Genomic DNA, 16386 nt, shown 5'->3' on the forward strand with positions numbered 1-16386 from the left:
GATTGACTTGCCCGAATAACCGCCCGACCTATCCGACACAATGGCCAAGTGCCGGATAGGAACGGCAAAATTTTTTACACTTCTAATGCTTCTTTATCACACATTAGCAAAGTCTCAGGGTATGAAGCAGCTTATGGCCGGTGGCGGCGTGGCCCTCATCGGTATCACTCTGGTTCCCCTGCTTTCCGGACTCTTCGGCTAAGAAAGGAGTGTTAATCGTTGGACAGCGTACTCGATCAGATTGGTGAATGGCTGAAGGAGCTGCTTGTTTCCGGTATCATGAACCAGCTGACGGGACTGTTTGATTCGGTAAACACTCAGGTTGGCGATATTGCGACGCAGGTGGGGACGACTCCGGCGAACTTCTCGCCGGGCGTCTTCGCCATGATCCGGAATGTTTCCGAATCAGTGATTATCCCGGTCGCAGGCTTGATATTGACTTTCATTGCCTGCTACGAGCTGATTCAGATGATCATAGACCACAATAACCTTGCCAATTTTGAAACCTGGATTTTCTTCAAATGGGTTTTTAAGACCTTTGTAGCCGTGACACTCATCACCAACACCTTCAATATTGTGATGGCAGTCTTTGATGTGACGCAGCATGTGATCAACAACGCAGGCGGGCTCATTGCCGGGAATACGGCGGTGGATGCGGCAGCCTTAGAAACCATGCAGGATACGCTGGAGGCCATGGAAATCGGACCGCTGTTTGCACTGTTCCTGCAGTGCATGGTCGTTCAGTTTACCATCAAGGCGCTGAGCGTTGTGATTTTCGTCATTGTCTATGGACGAATGATCGAAATCTATCTGATGACCAGTATGGCACCGATCCCGTTCTCGACCTTTGGAAACCGGGAACAGAGCATGGTGGGACAGAACTATCTCAGGTCTCTGTTCGCGCTTGGCTTCCAGGGCTTTCTGATTATGATCTGTGTCGGCATTTATGCTGTACTGATCCAGAGTATCTCCGTCTCGGATGACATTATCGGATCCATCTGGGGCATCCTCGGATATACGGTTCTGTTGTGCTTTACGTTATTTAAGACCGGCGCATTGGCTAAGAGCGTATTTAGTGCGCACTAAGGAGGACGGCATGAAAAAATACAATGTAATTTATGCGGATCCTCCCTGGCGCTATGAACAGAAACGATTACAGGGAGCTGCTGAAAACCATTATCCTACGATGAACATCAACGATATGTGTGCTTTACCTGTAGGCGACCTGGCAGATAAGGATTGTGTTTTGTTCTTATGGGCAACCTTTCCGATGCTGCCAGAGGCATTGAAGCTTATTGACGCATGGGGATTTCAGTATAAAACAGTAGCCTTTGTCTGGCTGAAACAGAACAGAAAAAGTAAGTCATGGTTTTACGGATTGGGTTTTTGGACAAGAGGTAATGCAGAAATATGCCTGCTGGCGAAACGAGGAAAACCGAAACGACAATGTGCTTCGGTACATCAGTTCATTATCTCACCTATCGAAGAACACAGCAAAAAGCCTGATGAAACAAGAGACCGTATAGTAGCCCTTATGGGTGATGTTCCCCGAATAGAGCTATTTGCTAGGCAGAAAACGGATGGTTGGGATGTCTGGGGAAACGAAGCTCCCGATAGCCTGAATCTGCCGGAAATGGAGGTGAAATAATTGGCAGCTTATATCCCTGTCCCTCGCGATCTTACGAGGGTCAAATCAAAAATCCTATTCAATCTGACAAAACGTCAGCTCCTCTGCTTTGGGGCGGGTGCACTTATCGGTGTCCCGTCTTTCTTTTTGCTCAAGGCAGGCGGCAATACCAGTATGGCATCCATCTGTATGATTATCATCATGCTGCCGTTCTTCTTCCTCGGAATGTATGAACGGGACGGCCAGCCGCTGGAAAAGATCGCAAAGCAGTTTATTCAGGCCAAGTTCGTAAGGCCGAAGGTCCGTCCCTATCAGACGAACAACTACTATGCCGTCCTGATCCGTCAGGCACAGGCAGAAATGGAGGTAAATCACATTGTTTACCAGATTGTAGTCCTGATAGTCGTCACCCAGCATGTCCCGCAGCTCCTCCTGCGACGATTTCCATTCCCGTAGGATATAGGCGACTGTCTTAGGCAGCCACACCTTGCGGATACTGGAATCCGTCTTGGGCTTTTTCAAAATCAGTCGGGTGCTGGTATTGGGCAATAAGGGTGCAAAGATGTGGTAAATATCCTTCTTCCCCAGCATCTCGATCGCCCGCTTGGACGCCCGTGCCAGTTCCTTGTCGATATAGACATAGGCATTATCTGCCGCGATGTCTTCATCCTCAATATGGACATTGTTCCACGTCAATCCCAAAATCTCGCCCATGCGCATCGAGCAGGCAAAGGCCAGATTCATGGCCACATAGAGCTTGCTGTCCTTGCAGTGGTCGAGTGCAGTGCGGATCATTTCAGCCGTCCAGATATCCCGCCGCTTATGCTCCGTTTTCGGCAGGAGCACATTGTCGAATGGATTCTTGACGATCAGCTCCCACCGCACTGCCTGTTTGAAAGCGCAGCGCAGCAGCTTAATGATTTTCTCGATTGTTGCATTGGTCACCAATTCAGTTTTGGCATGACGGGTGCGCGTGCTGACCGCAGGTGTTTTCTGCAAGGTTTGGATATACTTATCCACCACGCGCGGCGTGATGTCTTGCACCTTCATATCCCCGATAATCGGGTTGATGTAGTTGCCAATCAATGCGGTCTGACTGTCGTACATGGACACGCCCCACCGCTTTTCGCCGTAGAGCGAAACGAAATCCAACATGAAATTTGCAATGCTCTGATCACTTGGCGGAACAAACGCGCCGGTATGCTTCTGGTTCTCAATCTCTGCCTTGCGCTTCAATGCCTCCTGGTAGGAAGTGCGGGTTTCCCACTTCTGCTTGGTCTCGCCGTTCTCGTCCACATAGGTATAAACAATAGAATAGTTTTTCTTTCTTTTGATGATGGATGCCATAACGAACCTTCCTTTCTGATGTCACAAGTCAAGTGACTCCAGCCAGTGGTCAAACGACCGCTTGGGAATTCGTATGGCGTTACCAATTCGTACGCTTTTGAAAAGGCCCTCCTGCACAAGACGGTATGCCTATGTCCGGCTGACACCTAATATCCGGGCAATCTCACTGACCGTATAGGTGCGGCACTCCAAAGGCCTTCTCTCCGTACCGTTCTGAATCTCTGACACAGCAGCCTCCTTTCCTGTCAGAAACGGCACGCAAAAGGGTGTTCATTCATAACTTCCACCCTCATTGTACCGCGCCGTTTCGGGTTTGTCTGCTGCTAATGGAAAGTTTACAAATTATCCGTAAACAGAAAAGCAGAAGATTTATCTGAAAATTAAAGAGGCAAAAACCGGATGGCTGCTGGCCGCAGCTCCACGGGAATCTCACCCCGGCCCATACTGATGGGTGCGCCGCGCAATGCTTTGAGGGCGTTCAACGCGGAAGTCTCATTATCCTGTCTGTGCATCCTCGCCCACAGGCTGCCACACCTGTTTCGCGGCCTGGTTTTGTCGCTCACCTGTTTGGTAGGGGTCCCGTCCTGCGGACTTGCAACAGGGTCATGGCGCACCGGCCGACCGGCTCCACACAGACAGATCGTATCCGTCTGCCTTATGCTGCCCGAAGGCTTTCTTTGTCAAGGTGGGGTGACCCCGGCATCGGCAACGGAGGAAAGGGTAATCCGTTTATCTTTTGCCAGAGTCGAAAGGGTCAGGCGCGCATCACGGCCCGGATCAGTCGGATTTCCAGACAGCGCTTCATGTGGGTATCCACGCACACATGAGGCGTTCCGTCCTTGTCATAGAGCCTACGAGTACACAGGCGGATCATATAGTCGTCGTAGTACCGCAGCACTTGCTCCATGGCCTCGCTGTCACCGCTGGAGGCCAAATGGATCACCCAAACGGGCGGCAGGTCCTTTCCCTTGTGAATGGGCTCTGTCATCTTTCTCAGCCTCCTTTCGGCATCAGCGCCGACAACGCTTCGCGCAGCTCCTGCAGCGCCTTCGTCCGGTGCCGCTGAACGGCGCTCTGGGACATCCCAACAAGATTGCCGATCTCACTGTCTGCCAGGTCCAGAGTGCAGTGCAAAATCAAAATGCTCTGCTCCATTTGCGGCAAAGCGGCAAAAGCCTCGGCCACAAGCTCGTTGTCGATATGTAGATCGTAGCCGTGCGACGAGAACACAACGCTGTCACAGGGGTAACGATCCATGACGCAGAGCTTGTCCAGTTCTGCCTGGGACAAGTCGCTAAAGAAGGCTTCACGCTCTCTCTGGCGTTTCATGTTCCGCAGGTAGGCTCTGGCCTCGTTTCGCAATACCTTTTTGCAAAAAGCATCAAACCGGCATTGCTCGCCATAGTCGCGGGGGTTAGATTCCATCAGTTTCACCCCCTTTCCATGGGGGGATCAGGTGGTTCTCTCCCTTTCCGCTACTACCAATCCTGCGCGAGAGTGTTCTGCCCGCTAAACGCCTCCTTTTTGAAGAAAATTTGAGAAAAGCAACGGCCAGCCATCCTGACCGCAGAAAACGACAAAAAACGCCCGGCAGGTCACAGACCCACCGGGCGCAATAGCAAGCAATATGAAGTTTATTTACATGGTATAGTTCATACTCATGGCCGAACCTGTCCGTCGAATGGAACGGGCTTTTTTTGAGCGGCTAGCCCTTGTCAGATCAGGCGGGGATAGTATCCGGCGCAGCATGGCGGCATCCTCCTTCTATGCCGCCGTGGAAACTGTCAGGGCAAAGAAAAACGGCGGCTCGAATTGAACCGCCGTGAAGAAAGCGCTTTTGCGCGCAGAAAGCCGTCTGCCCTGCGGCGGTTTTTTTCTTTTCTGCCGCCGGGCAGATCATAGAGGATATAAAAACAGAGCCGATAACCTATGAGGTTTTTCCTCAATGTTATCGGCTCTGCGTCTTAGCGTCTGGCTCTTGGATGATGGATAGATTCAGTTGTCTTACCGCAATCAAGGTTTCGTGTTTACACTTGGGGCAATACAGCGGAAAGTTTTCCAGGACTGTATCATCGCGGATTTTCAATCGCGTTTTGCTGCCGCAAAAGGGGCATAAAATCCATTCTATCTTCATGTTATCTTCCTCTGTGCTTGGCTTTCTTCTTTTCCTGCCGTATGGCAAACTGGCGGTCTTTCTCCGTCTCTTTCTGCTCACGGCTCTTGGTTTTTCGTTCCAGCTTACATTGCTCATGCTGGAGTTTCAACGCCTGCTGCGCCTTTGTTCCAATGCCTTTATCCTGCAGTTGGCTTTGAATTTCGCGCTGCATACGTTTGGGATTGATTTTTCGCTCTATGGCTATCTCGGTCTGGATTGGAGGACTGAATTTCAACTTGTGCCAATTCTCCAGCAGAAACTCGTAGACCTCATAATCTTTAGGCTCTGAGCCAAAAGTGATTTTGCATACCTCGTACTTGCCATTATCCGTTCTTTCGTATAGACCAATCCAAAACGGAGCTTCAAACAGGATGGTCAAACTGCTTTGGGGGCCTGTACTCATTCTTCTAAGAACTGCCCTTCAAAGTGATCCAGCCATTCCAGAAGGGCTCGATAGAGAAGCTGCTGCTGCTCAAAAATCGTTCTCCCAACCAAAGGAATGTCTGCAAATTCCCGCGCATAGCCCTCGTTCGATTCAGCCGAGGACTGTATACTCCGGCGCAAAGCCGAAACCAGCTCCAACGCTTCGGCTTTATCCATCTTATTCAAATTGGTAATGACCACATTGAAATCGAATAGCAAGGGTACCGGGCCAGCGGCACAAGAGGCCATCAGCTCCTTGAAATACGCTCTGCCCTGATCGGTAATAGAATAAATGGCCTTATCCGCAAACTTATCGCCTTTGACAATATTGCTTTGCAGATACCCCTTCTCGCTCAACTGGAGTACTTTTCGATAAATAGAAGGTACGCTTATTTTTGTCCAGCGGGAAAAATGGTGGTACTCCACATCCTTTTGAATATCATAGGCGCTTTGCGGTTTTTCCAATACAATACCAAGTATGACTAAATCGATCGACGACATAACGACACCTCCGACTCTTACTATTAACAATAGTACTATTGGCAATAGTAAAAGTCAAGGGGCGTAACTTACATTTCCGAATTGGGCATAACCTGTTTTTCAGCTATAGATAATTCCCGATGAAGGTGCAACGCCATAACCACAGTGATTACTACGGAAATTACATCTGCGATGGGCTGGGCATATAGGATTCCGTTCATTCCCCATACCATAACCTAAGTCACTTGATGCTTTTTGAAGCTGCAACCTGCCATATAGAAAAAGAGAACTACCAGCAATGCGCTAACAGCCCAAGTAAACTTGTATGACTCAAATAATTTTCCAAATACATCAACAAAACACATGTCAAAACCAAATGTAACAGAATTAACAGGGAATAGCTTCAGCACATTGTATATCACTCTCGATGCTCTCAGCGGCACCCAAATGAACATGGGTATAATTGTAACCAACGTTCCGATTATCACGACAGAAGTTGTCCTTTTTCTTACCTTCGCTGATAGGAAAGTAATCAATGCACCAAAAAGAACAGATGCAATCATGACAGATATCAAATGGATTTGGCAAGCCTCCAATAATGTAATGGGATATGTACAACCGGGATTAATAACTTGTATATTCACATTCGCGCCTTCAAATCCGTATAATAAAAGAAAGGACAACCATCCAATTCCCATAATCAACATACTGCTCAGCAGAGAAATTGTTAGAGCTACAAACAGCTTTGCTTTGCATAAACTGCGTTTTCCGTTTTTTGTGCATAGAATGATTTGTTCCGTTTTTTCTTCATATTCATTCGAAAACAGGGGCGCAATCAGTATCAGTATCAAAAACAAAGCGGTAAGCGCTAACCCTTTGGAGTTATTGATATATGCTTGATATCCACCGAAATAATCGTTGTACAAAGGGGTTTTTATCTGGTCAATCAAATCCATGTTTTTTGCGATTTCTGCTGCCGACAATCCTTCTTTCCGTAAAACCATGGATTTCGCAAATTCTTTTAAATCTGTATCGAAATCCTTTACCGAATCAGGTGTTAAGGTATCAATGACATTATCGGATTCTACTGATGTTAAACGGAATGCATCCATAGAAAGCCAGTCCAAATCATCTGTATAGACGACATTTATTAAATTCACAATCGATTCGTAGGGTAAAATATATTGAATATACGCATCTTCTTTCAAATGCTTGCCGAATTCGTTGATGAGATAATTATCATCATTGGATATCATTTCCCTGTTGGACCGGATGGCTTCGGAAACAAGCTCGGTGGTAATATATCCCTGATGAGAAAGAATGGTGGATTTATCCTGTTTCATCGCTTCAAACTGTGAGATATCATTACCGGCCTTATGCCAGAAAGATCCTCCGCTGATGCTTGTGAAAACGGTCATGGCGATAATTCCAAAACAAATCAAAACAGAAACCCAAAAAACTTTTCTTTGCAGAATTTTTTTAAATTCAAAACGCACTAAATCCCAAAAATTATTCATGTTCATTCACATCCGAAAAGTAGTAAAGGTACAAGTCCTCCAGCGTAGCCGCAACATTCACGGCCGCAGCATGAGGCTTTTCATTGCATATGAGTCTTAATAAAACATTTTTGTCCTCTGTGCGAAGATTGATGACAGGATAGTGCCGCACTAACGTTTCCGCTGTCTTATTATCAACGGAACATTCAAACACCTTACCGTCAATGGCTTTGATGATGGTCTCCAAACTTCCGCAATGCAGCATCTGACCATTTTTCATCACTAAAATGGTGTTTGCAATATGCTCCACATCAGATACGATGTGAGTCGACAGCAGCACGATTCTATCCTTACCAAGTTGGAAAATCAGATTGCGAAAGCGTACACGCTCTTTGGGGTCCAGTCCCGCCGTCGGCTCATCAAGGACTAAGATGCTAGGGTTATTCAGCAGGGTTTGCGCAATACCCAAACGCTGTTTCATGCCGCCGGAAAAGGTTTTTATCTTCTTTTTTGCCACATCGGTCAGCGAGAATTTTTCAAGCAGTTCTTTTGTTCTCGCTTTTGCCTGCGCTTTTGTCAGCCCCTTTAAACTTGCCATATAGTACATAAAATCCATCGCAGAAAATTCCGGATAATAACCAAAATCCTGCGGTAAATAACCGAGCGCATCTCGGTAGCTTTCTTCTCCTGCATCAACACCATCAAACGCAATCGTGCCGCTGGTAGGCTTCAGAACACCGCAAATCATCCGCATAAGCGTCGTCTTTCCTGCACCATTGGCGCCAAGCAGACCATAAACCCCTTTTGTGAGCTTTAATGAGATACGGTCAACCGCAATTTTATTGTGATACTGTTTAGACAGTCGATCTATTATAAGTTCCACGCCAATTCCTCCGTTTGTTTTATTGTTTTAAGACACTGATTCGCCGTTCCGGCTGCCAGCAGCACAAACGCTGCCACCCACCAGACAAAGTGATGTCTTGCATAAAATGTCCAAAATGAATGATAAAACGTAATATTCCCAAAGCTGACACCGAGCGCAATACCCGCACACAAATAGGCCGCTCCTCGCCCGCGCATTTTACGGGTTGCCCATAGTCCCAAAAAAACGGTAAGCAGGTAAGGGCATAACATATAGATACTTGTTTGCAAAATCGAGGTGCTGCTATTTTGATGAGCAAATGGCACAAGCAAACAAATCAGCACGAGATTCGCAAAACCCAATATTCCCAACCGGGCAAGTACAACATTCTTTAGAGAAAATCGAGTCGTAAGTTCAAACTCTGCCATACCATAACATTCCGAACGTCCACTCTCTGTAATAATGGATAGCGCCAGCAGTGGCATAAATGCAGAGATACACCAAAGCATATCTTTTTCCAGATATTCTGCTCCAATCAAAGCAATGCCAAAGACCAGAGCAGAAAAGCCCCAAATCCATTTACGAATATATGCGATTTGGGCGCATACAAACTCCAAACAGGAGGCAGGCGGAGTTTGAATACGCTTTAAAAAGTCTTTCTTCTTTTGCGGCGTCGGCGCTTCAAAGCACGCTTGCAAAACTTTTTTTATACGTTTATTCACATAAAATCCTCCCTTCCGAGTTTGCTTTTCAGTTCTTTTGTCGCCTGCAAAAGTTTACGGTAAACAGAAAACCGGGAAACACCATACAATTTACTAATAACATTCACAGGCACTTCGTTTACATATCGAAGCAGCAGCAGTTCCCTGTCTGTTTCATCCAGTTCTGACAATGTCGCTTTAACCGAAATTTGTGTTACCATATTATCATCAGAATAACTGCCCACTGTTTCGTCCTCTAGCGGCCTTGTTTTACGTTTTCTATACTCATCTATACAAAGATGGCGTGCAATGGTATATAAATATTGCAGGCATTTCCCTTTGCTTCTATATCCGCTGCTCTCCAAAAAACGAAGAAAGGTTTCCTGAGTAATGTCTTCTGCTATTTCACGCTGGTGAACTTTGAAATAGCAGTAGCGATATATTTTGTCATATTGTTCTTCTAAGTCCATGGATACCCGTAAAACCTCCTTTCCTTATGCATAACGGTTTAGGAATATCAAATGTGCGGCTTGATTCAAAAAATGATGGCATTTTTTCACCTTATCTGAAACCGTACAGAATCGCGGCAAAACCACCGTCTATCTTTTTTGTGACTGAATTACAGAATCAGGCATAGCGGATGACTATACTATAAACATCAACAAGATACATGAAGGAGCGCTTAAAAATGTCTGTTTTAAACATTACCAATACAAATTTTAACTCTGAGGTTCTGGCTTCGGAGCAGCCGGTTCTCATTGATTTTTGGGCAAGCTGGTGCGGTCCCTGCCGAATGCTCTCTCCGGTCATTGACAAGATTGCAGATGAGGTTTCCGATGTAAAGTTCGGAAAAGTCAATGTGGATGAGCAGCCGGAGCTGGCCCGTCAGTTTGGTGTGATGAGCATTCCGATGCTGGTTGTCATGAAAAACGGTAAGATTGTACAGCAGTCTGTCGGTGTTCAACCCAAAGAAGCGATTATGAGCATGATACGATAAATCTCCAATTTAACCAACGGAAAGGCGTGCTTTCCGTTGGTTAAATTCGGCAGCTGAGCATAACGACTGAGAATAGGATAAGGAGCGCATCATATGAAAAAAACTGTAATTATTGGCGGCGTGGCCGGTGGCGCCAGCTGTGCCGCCAGGCTGAGAAGATTAGATGAAACCGCTCAAATCATCATAATTGAGCGGGGTGACTACATCTCCTATGCCAACTGTGGTTTGCCGTATCATGTAGGCGGCGTGATTCCGTCGAGAGATGCCCTTTTGGTGCAAACTCCGGAAGCGATGAAAAAGAAATTCAATATCGATGTCCGCGTCAGAAACGAAGTCGTATCGATTGATCGAGATAAAAAACTCGTTTCAGTCAAGAGGCTGGAAAGCGGCGAAATCTATGAGGAATCTTACGATACATTGGTAATCGCTACCGGCTCTTCTCCGCTGCGCCCCCCTATTCCCGGCATTCAATCCGATCGCATCCAGACGCTGTGGACAGTAAATGATACCGATCGGATTCGTTTGGCCGTTATACAGCAGCATGCAAAAACAGCAGCCGTCATCGGCGGCGGTTTCATCGGTCTGGAGATGGCCGAAAACCTTCGCCACGCCGGTCTTGCCGTTTCTATAATCGAGGCAGCCGAGCAGGTCATGGCGCCGCTTGATCCCGAAATGGCCGCAATGCTTCATGCAAACATCCGCGAGAATGGCGTCGGCCTTTATCTGGGTGACGGCGTAGCTGCCTTCGAAGAAAATGATCACTCGGTTACCATCGCTTTAAGCAGCGGCAAAAAGGTAGAAGCCGAAATCGTCATTTTGGCAATCGGCGTTCGTCCTAACAGCCAGCTGGCCAAAGAAGCTGGACTCTCGCTTAATGAACGCGGCGGCATTTGTGTGGATGAATCCCTCCGTACTTCGGACGCTTCCATCTATGCGGTTGGCGATGTCATTGAGGTAGAGGACTTCACCTTCAAGAATCACACGATGGTTCCTTTGGCGGGTCCGGCCAACAAGCAGGGCCGTATTGCCGCAGACAACATCGCCGGAGGACAGGAAATCTATGAAGGCACACAGGGTACCAGTGTTGCGAAAGTCTTTGATCTTGCTGCAGCCTCTACCGGCGCGAATGAAAAAACGCTCAAAAAGCTGAACCTGAAAAAAGGAATAGATTACGAAAGCATCATCATAACGCAGAATTCTCATGCCGGTTATTACCCCGGCGCAGTTCCGCTGACGTTAAAAATGCTCTTTTCTGTGGATGGGTCGAAAATTTTCGGCGCACAGATTGTCGGCCGTGATGGAGTGGACAAACGCATCGACACCTTAGCTGTGGCCATGCGCCTTGGTGCAGGGATTCGGGACCTGAAGAATCTGGAGCTTGCTTATGCACCGCCGTTCTCCTCTGCGAAGGACCCGGTAAACATGGCGGGATTTGTCGCTGAAAATGTCCTGCGTCATCTGGTCACATTTTCCGACTGGGATCTTTCCAAGGAAAATAACGATGCCATCCTTCTCGATGTGCGTGAAAATGCCGAAGTAGCGGCGTTTTCGTTGCCCAACGCCGTTCACATTCCATTGGGTGAACTGCGTGGCCGCTTGCAGGAACTGAATCCCGAAAAAGAAATCATCACCTTCTGCGCCATTGGCGTGCGTTCCTATAACGCCGCCCGCATTTTGATGCAGCATGGCTTCAAAAAGGTTAAGCTATATCCCGGCGGAACACGATTCTATCAGTCCCTCCATCCGCAATCCGATGTCTCCCCTGTTAGCGCGACAGAAAAGGTTTCCGACACGGGAGATGTAAAAGGGCAGTGACACTCCCTAAATCTTCATGATGCGTTGCAATCTGCGCATATTCCCTTTGACACCATATCACCACCCTATTATATATTTGAACCGCCCCGATTTGCGCTGTCCGCGCAAACCGGGGCGGTTCATTTTGCCGTACCAGGACGATATCGCCTGTTTTATGTCTCGTAAATCAACTTTTGAAGCTTTTCTTTGTCCATGATTCGGATTTCTCCTCTGGAAAGCGCTACGATTCCTTCCCCGGCAAAATACTTGAGCATACGAGAGACCACTTCCCGCGCGCTTCCCATATAGCGCGCAATTTGTTCATGCGTCATTTTAATGCTGTCGCTTCCGGTCTTGGCGATTTCATCCCACAAAAAGATAGCAAGCCGCTTATCCGCACCCATAAAAAGAATTTGCTGCATGGCCCACATCACATCAGAAAAACGCATAGTCGCCAATTCATAGCCAAAGCATTTCACATAGATGTTTTCTTCAGCGATTTGATGAAAAACCGCGGAATTTATCAAGAGAACCTCCGTATCCTCCTCGGCATCTATGAATACATCAAAAGTGATGGCATCCAGCACACAGGAAGCAGATAAAATGCATGTGTCGCCCGGGAATAACCGATACAGTGTCACATCCCGCCCTTCTTCCGACAGCATATAGGTGCGCAGCTGCCCCTGTTTCACGAGTATAACGCCGATGCAATCTGCATTGCCACCGTGAACTGTGGTACCCTTGGGATAATGAGCAGGAAACGTATTCTCACATAACTGCTGCTTTTCTTTTTCATCCAAATGCTCCCAGAACGCACACTGTTTGAGATAAGCCTCGCAGGACTCGTTTTGCAGCATCACTCCATCTCCTTTATGTTCCGTCAAATATTCCTATGTCCGATAACGATAAAGTACCACATTTCACGCCGCAGGTCAATCAATACGGCACTTCACTACTTGCGTTGTTCTGTGATTGACACACAGAAACGACGGCGTTTTTCCGATATACTATTTTTCGTTGAGGAAACGCAAAAATGGTCAAAAAGAATATCGTGCCGCATACGTTGCAACATAACGAATTCTTGATGCAGACAGTATCGGAAATATATTCATAACTTGGAGGTTACATCATGGCAAATGCAAAAAGAACCCCCCGTAAAGCTACCGTTTTGCAGGAACAGTGTGTCGCATGCGGTTGTTGTGTAAAGGTATGCCCACTGCATGCTATCTCTATTTACAAAGGGATTCATGCAGCAGTGGATTACACCAAATGCGTTGGCTGCGGAAAATGTGCCAAAGAGTGCCCGGCATCGGTTATTACCATTCAGGAGGTAACAGTATGAAAAAGAAATGGTATGATTATCTCTGGATATTAACCTTGGTGTACTTAGTGCTCGGCTTTTTCAACATCCTGTTCGCATGGCTGGGGCTTCTGTGCTTTTTCATTCCGCTCATCATCTCGGTTGCCACGGGCACAAAGGGCTATTGCAATCGATATTGCGGCAGAGGACAGCTTCTCGGCTTGCTGGGCGGACGTTTTGGTCTGTCCCGCAAGCGGGATATCCCAAAATGGATGAAAAGCAAATGGTTCCGCTATGGTTTTCTCATTTTCTTCTTCGCCATGTTCTTTCAAATGCTGTGGAATACCTATCTGGTGTTTGCAGGAGCATCCGACCTCAAGCAGGTTGTAACTCTTCTGTGGACGTTCAAGGTTCCGTGGCAGTGGGCATATCACGGCAACATGCTGCACCCCGGTGTTTCGCAATTTGCTTTCGGCTTTTATAGTGTGATGCTGACCTCCACCATCCTCGGTCTTATCACAATGCTTTTGTTCAAACCACGCAGTTGGTGTGTGTACTGTCCTATGGGCACCACCACGCAGCTGATTTGCAAAGCAAAACAGCTCGGAAAGAATCAACCTTCCTGACAAAAAGTAAATCCGTTTTCTTCTATGCATCCTTCGGGACGCGGTCTGCCGCCCTTTGGCGGTGGCAACCGCGTCCCGTTTATGCTACAATAGAACGAGAGGTGATATCCCCGTGAACCAGATTTTGATTGTCGAGGACGACGCGGCGCTCGGCCGCGGGCTGACGCTCGCGCTGTCGGACGAAACGCGCGCCTGCACACTTGCGAAAAACTGTGCGGAAGCCCGCTAGGCGCTGCAGCATACGTCCTTTTCGCTTGCGTTATTCGATGTCAACCTGCCGGACGGTTCGGGCCTTTCCCTGCTGGAGGAAACACGCTCTGCGGGCGGCCCCCCAGTCATTCTGCTGACCGCGAACGATTTGGAAACCGACATTGTGACCGGCCTGACGCTGGGCGCGGACGACTACATTACCAAGCCCTTTTCACTGGCTGTGCTGCGCGCGCGCGTCGAAGCCGCACTGCGCCGCACCACGTCTGCCAAATCCCCTGCTGTGTTCCGGCAAAACGGATTTGTGTTTGATTTTGACGCGCTTTGCTTTTCCGTAAACGGACGCGCACTTTCTTTATCCCAAACCGAGCAGCGGCTCTTGCGCCTGCTGGTGGATAACTGCGGACATACCGTGCCGCGCGATACATTGATCGACCGCATCTGGACGGATGGCGCAGAATATGTGGATGAAAACGCACTGTCGGTCACGGTTGGACGGCTGCGCCGCAAGCTGGGTACGGACGCACCCATCCAAACCGTGTACGGCGTGGGCTATGGCTGGGCGGTGAACAAATGATGCCGTGGGTCGTGGCGCTTTGTGCCGTACTGGCGGCTGCGGCCGTCATCGGGTATGACCAGTATCGTGTCCGCCACACAATGGACACATTGAACCACATGCTGGACGAGGCAATCGACGGCACATTCACCGCCGCACACTTTGATGAGAGCCGTTTATCGGCGGTCGAGGCCAAAATGCAGCGCTATCTCGAGGCGAGCGGCACCACAAAGGCGCAGCTGGCAGAGCAAAAAGCGCGCATACAGGGGCTAATTGCGGACGTATCCCACCAAACCAAAACGCCCATCGCCAACATTCTGCTGTATGCCGAACTGCTGGACGATAAGCCCCTGCCCGACGATTGCCGCGACTGCGTGCAGGCACTGTCCGCGCAGGCGGAAAAACTGCGCTTTCTGATTGCGTCTCTGGTCAAAGCCGGACGGCTGGAAACCGGCGTGATAGCCGTCCACCCCAAGCAAGACAGCGTTACCGCGCTGGTGCAGGATGCGCTGTGCGAAGCCGCCCCCAAGGCGGCAGCAAAAGGTATCACATTATCCGGCACGCCTGCGGATGAAACCGCATGCTTTGACCGAAAGTGGACACTGGAAGCGCTGGGAAATCTGCTGGATAACGCGGTCAAGTACACACCTGCGGGCGGCAGCGTGACCGTTTCGGTCGTGCCATACGAACTATTCTGCCGTATTGACGTGACCGACACCGGCATCGGCCTGACCGAAGAGGAGTCCAGCCGCGTATTTTCCCGCTTCTACCGTGCGCCCGCCGCGCAAAACGCACCCGGTGTGGGACTTGGGCTGTACCTCGCGCGTGAAATCGTCGCGGCAAACGGCGGCTACATCAAAGTTTCCTCACATGCAGGGGCAGGAAGTACATTTTCGCTGTTCCTGCCGCGCAGGGAAAGATAAATGTGACAAAACTGTTATATTTCGGAAAGGCTCTGGACAGATTGCTGTGCTATCGTCTGTATTGTACCGGAATACCGGCGCAATACAGACTTTTTTTCAGGAAGGAACATGGTTATGACGGTTTTACAAACGCAGGACCTGCGCAAGATCTACGGCGCCGGCGACACTGCGGTGCACGCGCTGGACGGCGTGAATCTGACGGTAGAAAGCGGCGAGTTTGTCGCGGTGGTCGGCACATCCGGCTCGGGCAAATCGACGTTGCTGCATATGCTTGGCGGGCTGGACCGCCCGACGGATGGCAAGGTATTCGTCGACGGCAGCGACATTTTCGCCTTAGAAGATGACGAGCTGACTATTTTCCGCCGCCGCAAAATCGGCTTTGTATTTCAGGCATACAACCTTGTACCGGTACTCAGCGTATACGAGAATATTGTGCTGCCAATCGAGCTGGACGGCGGTGCAGTTGACGGCACCTATGTTGATGACATCATCCGCACGCTGGGGCTGGAAAGCAAGCTCAATAACCTGCCCAGCCAGCTTTCCGGCGGACAGCAGCAGCGCGTTGCCATCGCCCGCGCGCTTGCCACCAAGCCCGCGATTGTCCTGGCCGACGAGCCGACCGGTAACCTCGACAGCCGCACCAGTCAGGACGTGCTCGCGCTCCTAAAAGTGACGGGAGAGAAATTCGGTCAGACCATTGTCATGATCACCCACAACGAGGAGATCGCCCAGCTCGCGCACCGTATCGTCCGCATTGAGGACGGCAGGATCGTCCATTCGTAAGACTAACTATTAAAAGTCAAGGCTAAAAATGTGGATTGGCAAAAAACGTAGACGGATCAAAAAAGGTATAGCAAAGCTGACGTCCGTTAGGACGCCTCCGCAGAACTAT

General features: G+C 48.9%; 21 protein-coding genes and 3 pseudogenes. 11 read left to right on the top strand and 13 right to left on the bottom strand.

From position 1 onward, the window contains the following. Window positions 1-106 precede the first annotated feature (106 nt). The 4 genes and pseudogenes from ACTQ34_RS15520 to ACTQ34_RS15535 form a co-directional block, all read left to right on the top strand. Window positions 107-202, top strand: a pseudogene (locus ACTQ34_RS15520) (Maff2 family mobile element protein); the annotation flags it as partial. A 17-nt stretch (window positions 203-219) separates the two neighbouring features. Then, the gene (locus tag ACTQ34_RS15525) at window positions 220-1086 is read left to right on the top strand and encodes a VirB6/TrbL-like conjugal transfer protein, CD1112 family (RefSeq protein ID WP_441364578.1); all 867 of its coding nucleotides are present in this window, start codon (window positions 220-222) and stop codon (window positions 1084-1086) included. A 10-nt stretch (window positions 1087-1096) separates the two neighbouring features. Then, window positions 1097-1648: an MT-A70 family methyltransferase gene (locus ACTQ34_RS15530; RefSeq protein WP_441364579.1), complete on the top strand. Its 552-nt coding sequence runs from the start codon at window positions 1097-1099 to the stop codon at window positions 1646-1648. After that, window positions 1649-2083 carry a PrgI family protein gene (locus tag ACTQ34_RS15535; RefSeq protein WP_441364595.1) on the top strand — a complete coding sequence of 145 codons (435 nt, stop codon included), beginning with the start codon at window positions 1649-1651 and terminating at the stop codon, window positions 2081-2083. 405 nt (window positions 2084-2488) lie between these two features. Here ACTQ34_RS15535 and ACTQ34_RS15540 read toward each other — a convergent pair. The 12 genes and pseudogenes from ACTQ34_RS15540 to ACTQ34_RS15595 all read right to left on the bottom strand — a co-directional run. Then, window positions 2489-2974: pseudogene (locus ACTQ34_RS15540) on the bottom strand (site-specific integrase); the annotation flags it as partial. Between the two features lie 21 nt (window positions 2975-2995). Then, a complete protein-coding gene (locus ACTQ34_RS15545) occupies window positions 2996-3091 on the bottom strand; it encodes a hypothetical protein (protein WP_441364580.1) in 96 nt (31 codons plus the stop codon). Between the two features lie 637 nt (window positions 3092-3728). Further along, window positions 3729-3962 (bottom strand): helix-turn-helix domain-containing protein, encoded by a 234-nt coding sequence (locus tag ACTQ34_RS15550; RefSeq protein ID WP_441364581.1) that lies wholly within the window; start codon window positions 3960-3962, stop codon window positions 3729-3731. A gap of 5 nt (window positions 3963-3967) precedes the next feature. Beyond that, window positions 3968-4399: a sigma-70 family RNA polymerase sigma factor gene (locus ACTQ34_RS15555; RefSeq protein ID WP_441364582.1), complete on the bottom strand. Its 432-nt coding sequence runs from the start codon at window positions 4397-4399 to the stop codon at window positions 3968-3970. Between the two features lie 523 nt (window positions 4400-4922). After that, window positions 4923-5108: a cysteine-rich KTR domain-containing protein gene (locus ACTQ34_RS15560; protein WP_009260154.1), complete on the bottom strand. Its 186-nt coding sequence runs from the start codon at window positions 5106-5108 to the stop codon at window positions 4923-4925. 1 nt (window position 5109) lies between these two features. After that, window positions 5110-5532 carry a YjdF family protein gene (locus ACTQ34_RS15565; RefSeq protein ID WP_441364583.1) on the bottom strand — a complete coding sequence of 141 codons (423 nt, stop codon included), beginning with the start codon at window positions 5530-5532 and terminating at the stop codon, window positions 5110-5112. After that, window positions 5529-6053 (bottom strand): PadR family transcriptional regulator, encoded by a 525-nt coding sequence (locus ACTQ34_RS15570; protein ID WP_441364584.1) that lies wholly within the window; start codon window positions 6051-6053, stop codon window positions 5529-5531. Before ACTQ34_RS15570 ends, ACTQ34_RS15565 begins: the two co-directional genes overlap by 4 nt. Window positions 6054-6121: 68 nt before the next feature. Continuing rightward, window positions 6122-6265, bottom strand: a pseudogene (locus tag ACTQ34_RS15575) (MATE family efflux transporter); the annotation flags it as partial. 3 nt (window positions 6266-6268) lie between these two features. Then, a complete protein-coding gene (locus tag ACTQ34_RS15580) occupies window positions 6269-7549 on the bottom strand; it encodes an ABC transporter permease subunit (protein ID WP_441364585.1) in 1281 nt (426 codons plus the stop codon). Then, a complete protein-coding gene (locus ACTQ34_RS15585) occupies window positions 7542-8411 on the bottom strand; it encodes an ABC transporter ATP-binding protein (protein WP_441364586.1) in 870 nt (289 codons plus the stop codon). Before ACTQ34_RS15585 ends, ACTQ34_RS15580 begins: the two co-directional genes overlap by 8 nt. Beyond that, a complete protein-coding gene (locus tag ACTQ34_RS15590; protein ID WP_441364587.1) occupies window positions 8399-9112 on the bottom strand; it encodes a hypothetical protein in 714 nt (237 codons plus the stop codon). The genes ACTQ34_RS15585 and ACTQ34_RS15590 overlap by 13 nt, the downstream gene beginning before the upstream one ends. Beyond that, window positions 9109-9561, bottom strand: a complete 453-nt coding sequence (locus ACTQ34_RS15595) for an RNA polymerase sigma factor (protein WP_441364588.1) — start codon at window positions 9559-9561, stop codon at window positions 9109-9111. Before ACTQ34_RS15595 ends, ACTQ34_RS15590 begins: the two co-directional genes overlap by 4 nt. Before the next feature lie 218 nt (window positions 9562-9779). On the opposite strand from ACTQ34_RS15595, the gene trxA reads away from it, so the two are divergent. Together trxA and ACTQ34_RS15605 are read left to right on the top strand one after the other, a co-directional pair. After that, the gene (gene trxA / locus ACTQ34_RS15600; protein WP_373163722.1) at window positions 9780-10088 is read left to right on the top strand and encodes a thioredoxin; all 309 of its coding nucleotides are present in this window, start codon (window positions 9780-9782) and stop codon (window positions 10086-10088) included. A gap of 93 nt (window positions 10089-10181) precedes the next feature. Then, complete coding sequence (locus tag ACTQ34_RS15605; protein ID WP_441364589.1) at window positions 10182-11903, top strand: FAD-dependent oxidoreductase; 1722 nt, start codon at window positions 10182-10184, stop codon at window positions 11901-11903. Between the two features lie 152 nt (window positions 11904-12055). On the opposite strand, the gene ACTQ34_RS15610 is transcribed toward ACTQ34_RS15605, so the two are convergent. Next, on the bottom strand, window positions 12056-12739 hold the full coding sequence (locus tag ACTQ34_RS15610; protein WP_441364590.1) for a Crp/Fnr family transcriptional regulator: 684 nt from the start codon (window positions 12737-12739) through the stop codon (window positions 12056-12058). Window positions 12740-13011: 272 nt separating this feature from the next. Here ACTQ34_RS15610 and ACTQ34_RS15615 point away from each other — a divergent pair, with 272 nt between their 5' ends. The 5 genes from ACTQ34_RS15615 to ACTQ34_RS15635 all read left to right on the top strand — a co-directional run bounded on the left by ACTQ34_RS15615 (window position 13012) and on the right by ACTQ34_RS15635 (window position 16277). Continuing rightward, complete coding sequence (locus tag ACTQ34_RS15615; protein ID WP_441364591.1) at window positions 13012-13224, top strand: 4Fe-4S binding protein; 213 nt, start codon at window positions 13012-13014, stop codon at window positions 13222-13224. Further along, window positions 13221-13808, top strand: a complete 588-nt coding sequence (locus ACTQ34_RS15620; protein WP_441364592.1) for a 4Fe-4S binding protein — start codon at window positions 13221-13223, stop codon at window positions 13806-13808. Before ACTQ34_RS15615 ends, ACTQ34_RS15620 begins: the two co-directional genes overlap by 4 nt. 232 nt (window positions 13809-14040) lie before the next feature. Next, the gene (locus ACTQ34_RS15625) at window positions 14041-14592 is read left to right on the top strand and encodes a response regulator transcription factor (RefSeq protein ID WP_441364596.1); all 552 of its coding nucleotides are present in this window, start codon (window positions 14041-14043) and stop codon (window positions 14590-14592) included. Then, a complete protein-coding gene (locus tag ACTQ34_RS15630; protein WP_441364593.1) occupies window positions 14589-15494 on the top strand; it encodes a sensor histidine kinase in 906 nt (301 codons plus the stop codon). The genes ACTQ34_RS15625 and ACTQ34_RS15630 overlap by 4 nt, the downstream gene beginning before the upstream one ends. A gap of 114 nt (window positions 15495-15608) precedes the next feature. Continuing rightward, window positions 15609-16277: an ABC transporter ATP-binding protein gene (locus tag ACTQ34_RS15635; protein ID WP_441364594.1), complete on the top strand. Its 669-nt coding sequence runs from the start codon at window positions 15609-15611 to the stop codon at window positions 16275-16277. Window positions 16278-16386: the final 109 nt, after the last annotated feature.

It is taken from the genome of Agathobaculum sp. LCP25S3_E8, assembly GCF_052117165.1.
Lineage (GTDB): Bacteria > Bacillota > Clostridia > Oscillospirales > Butyricicoccaceae > Agathobaculum.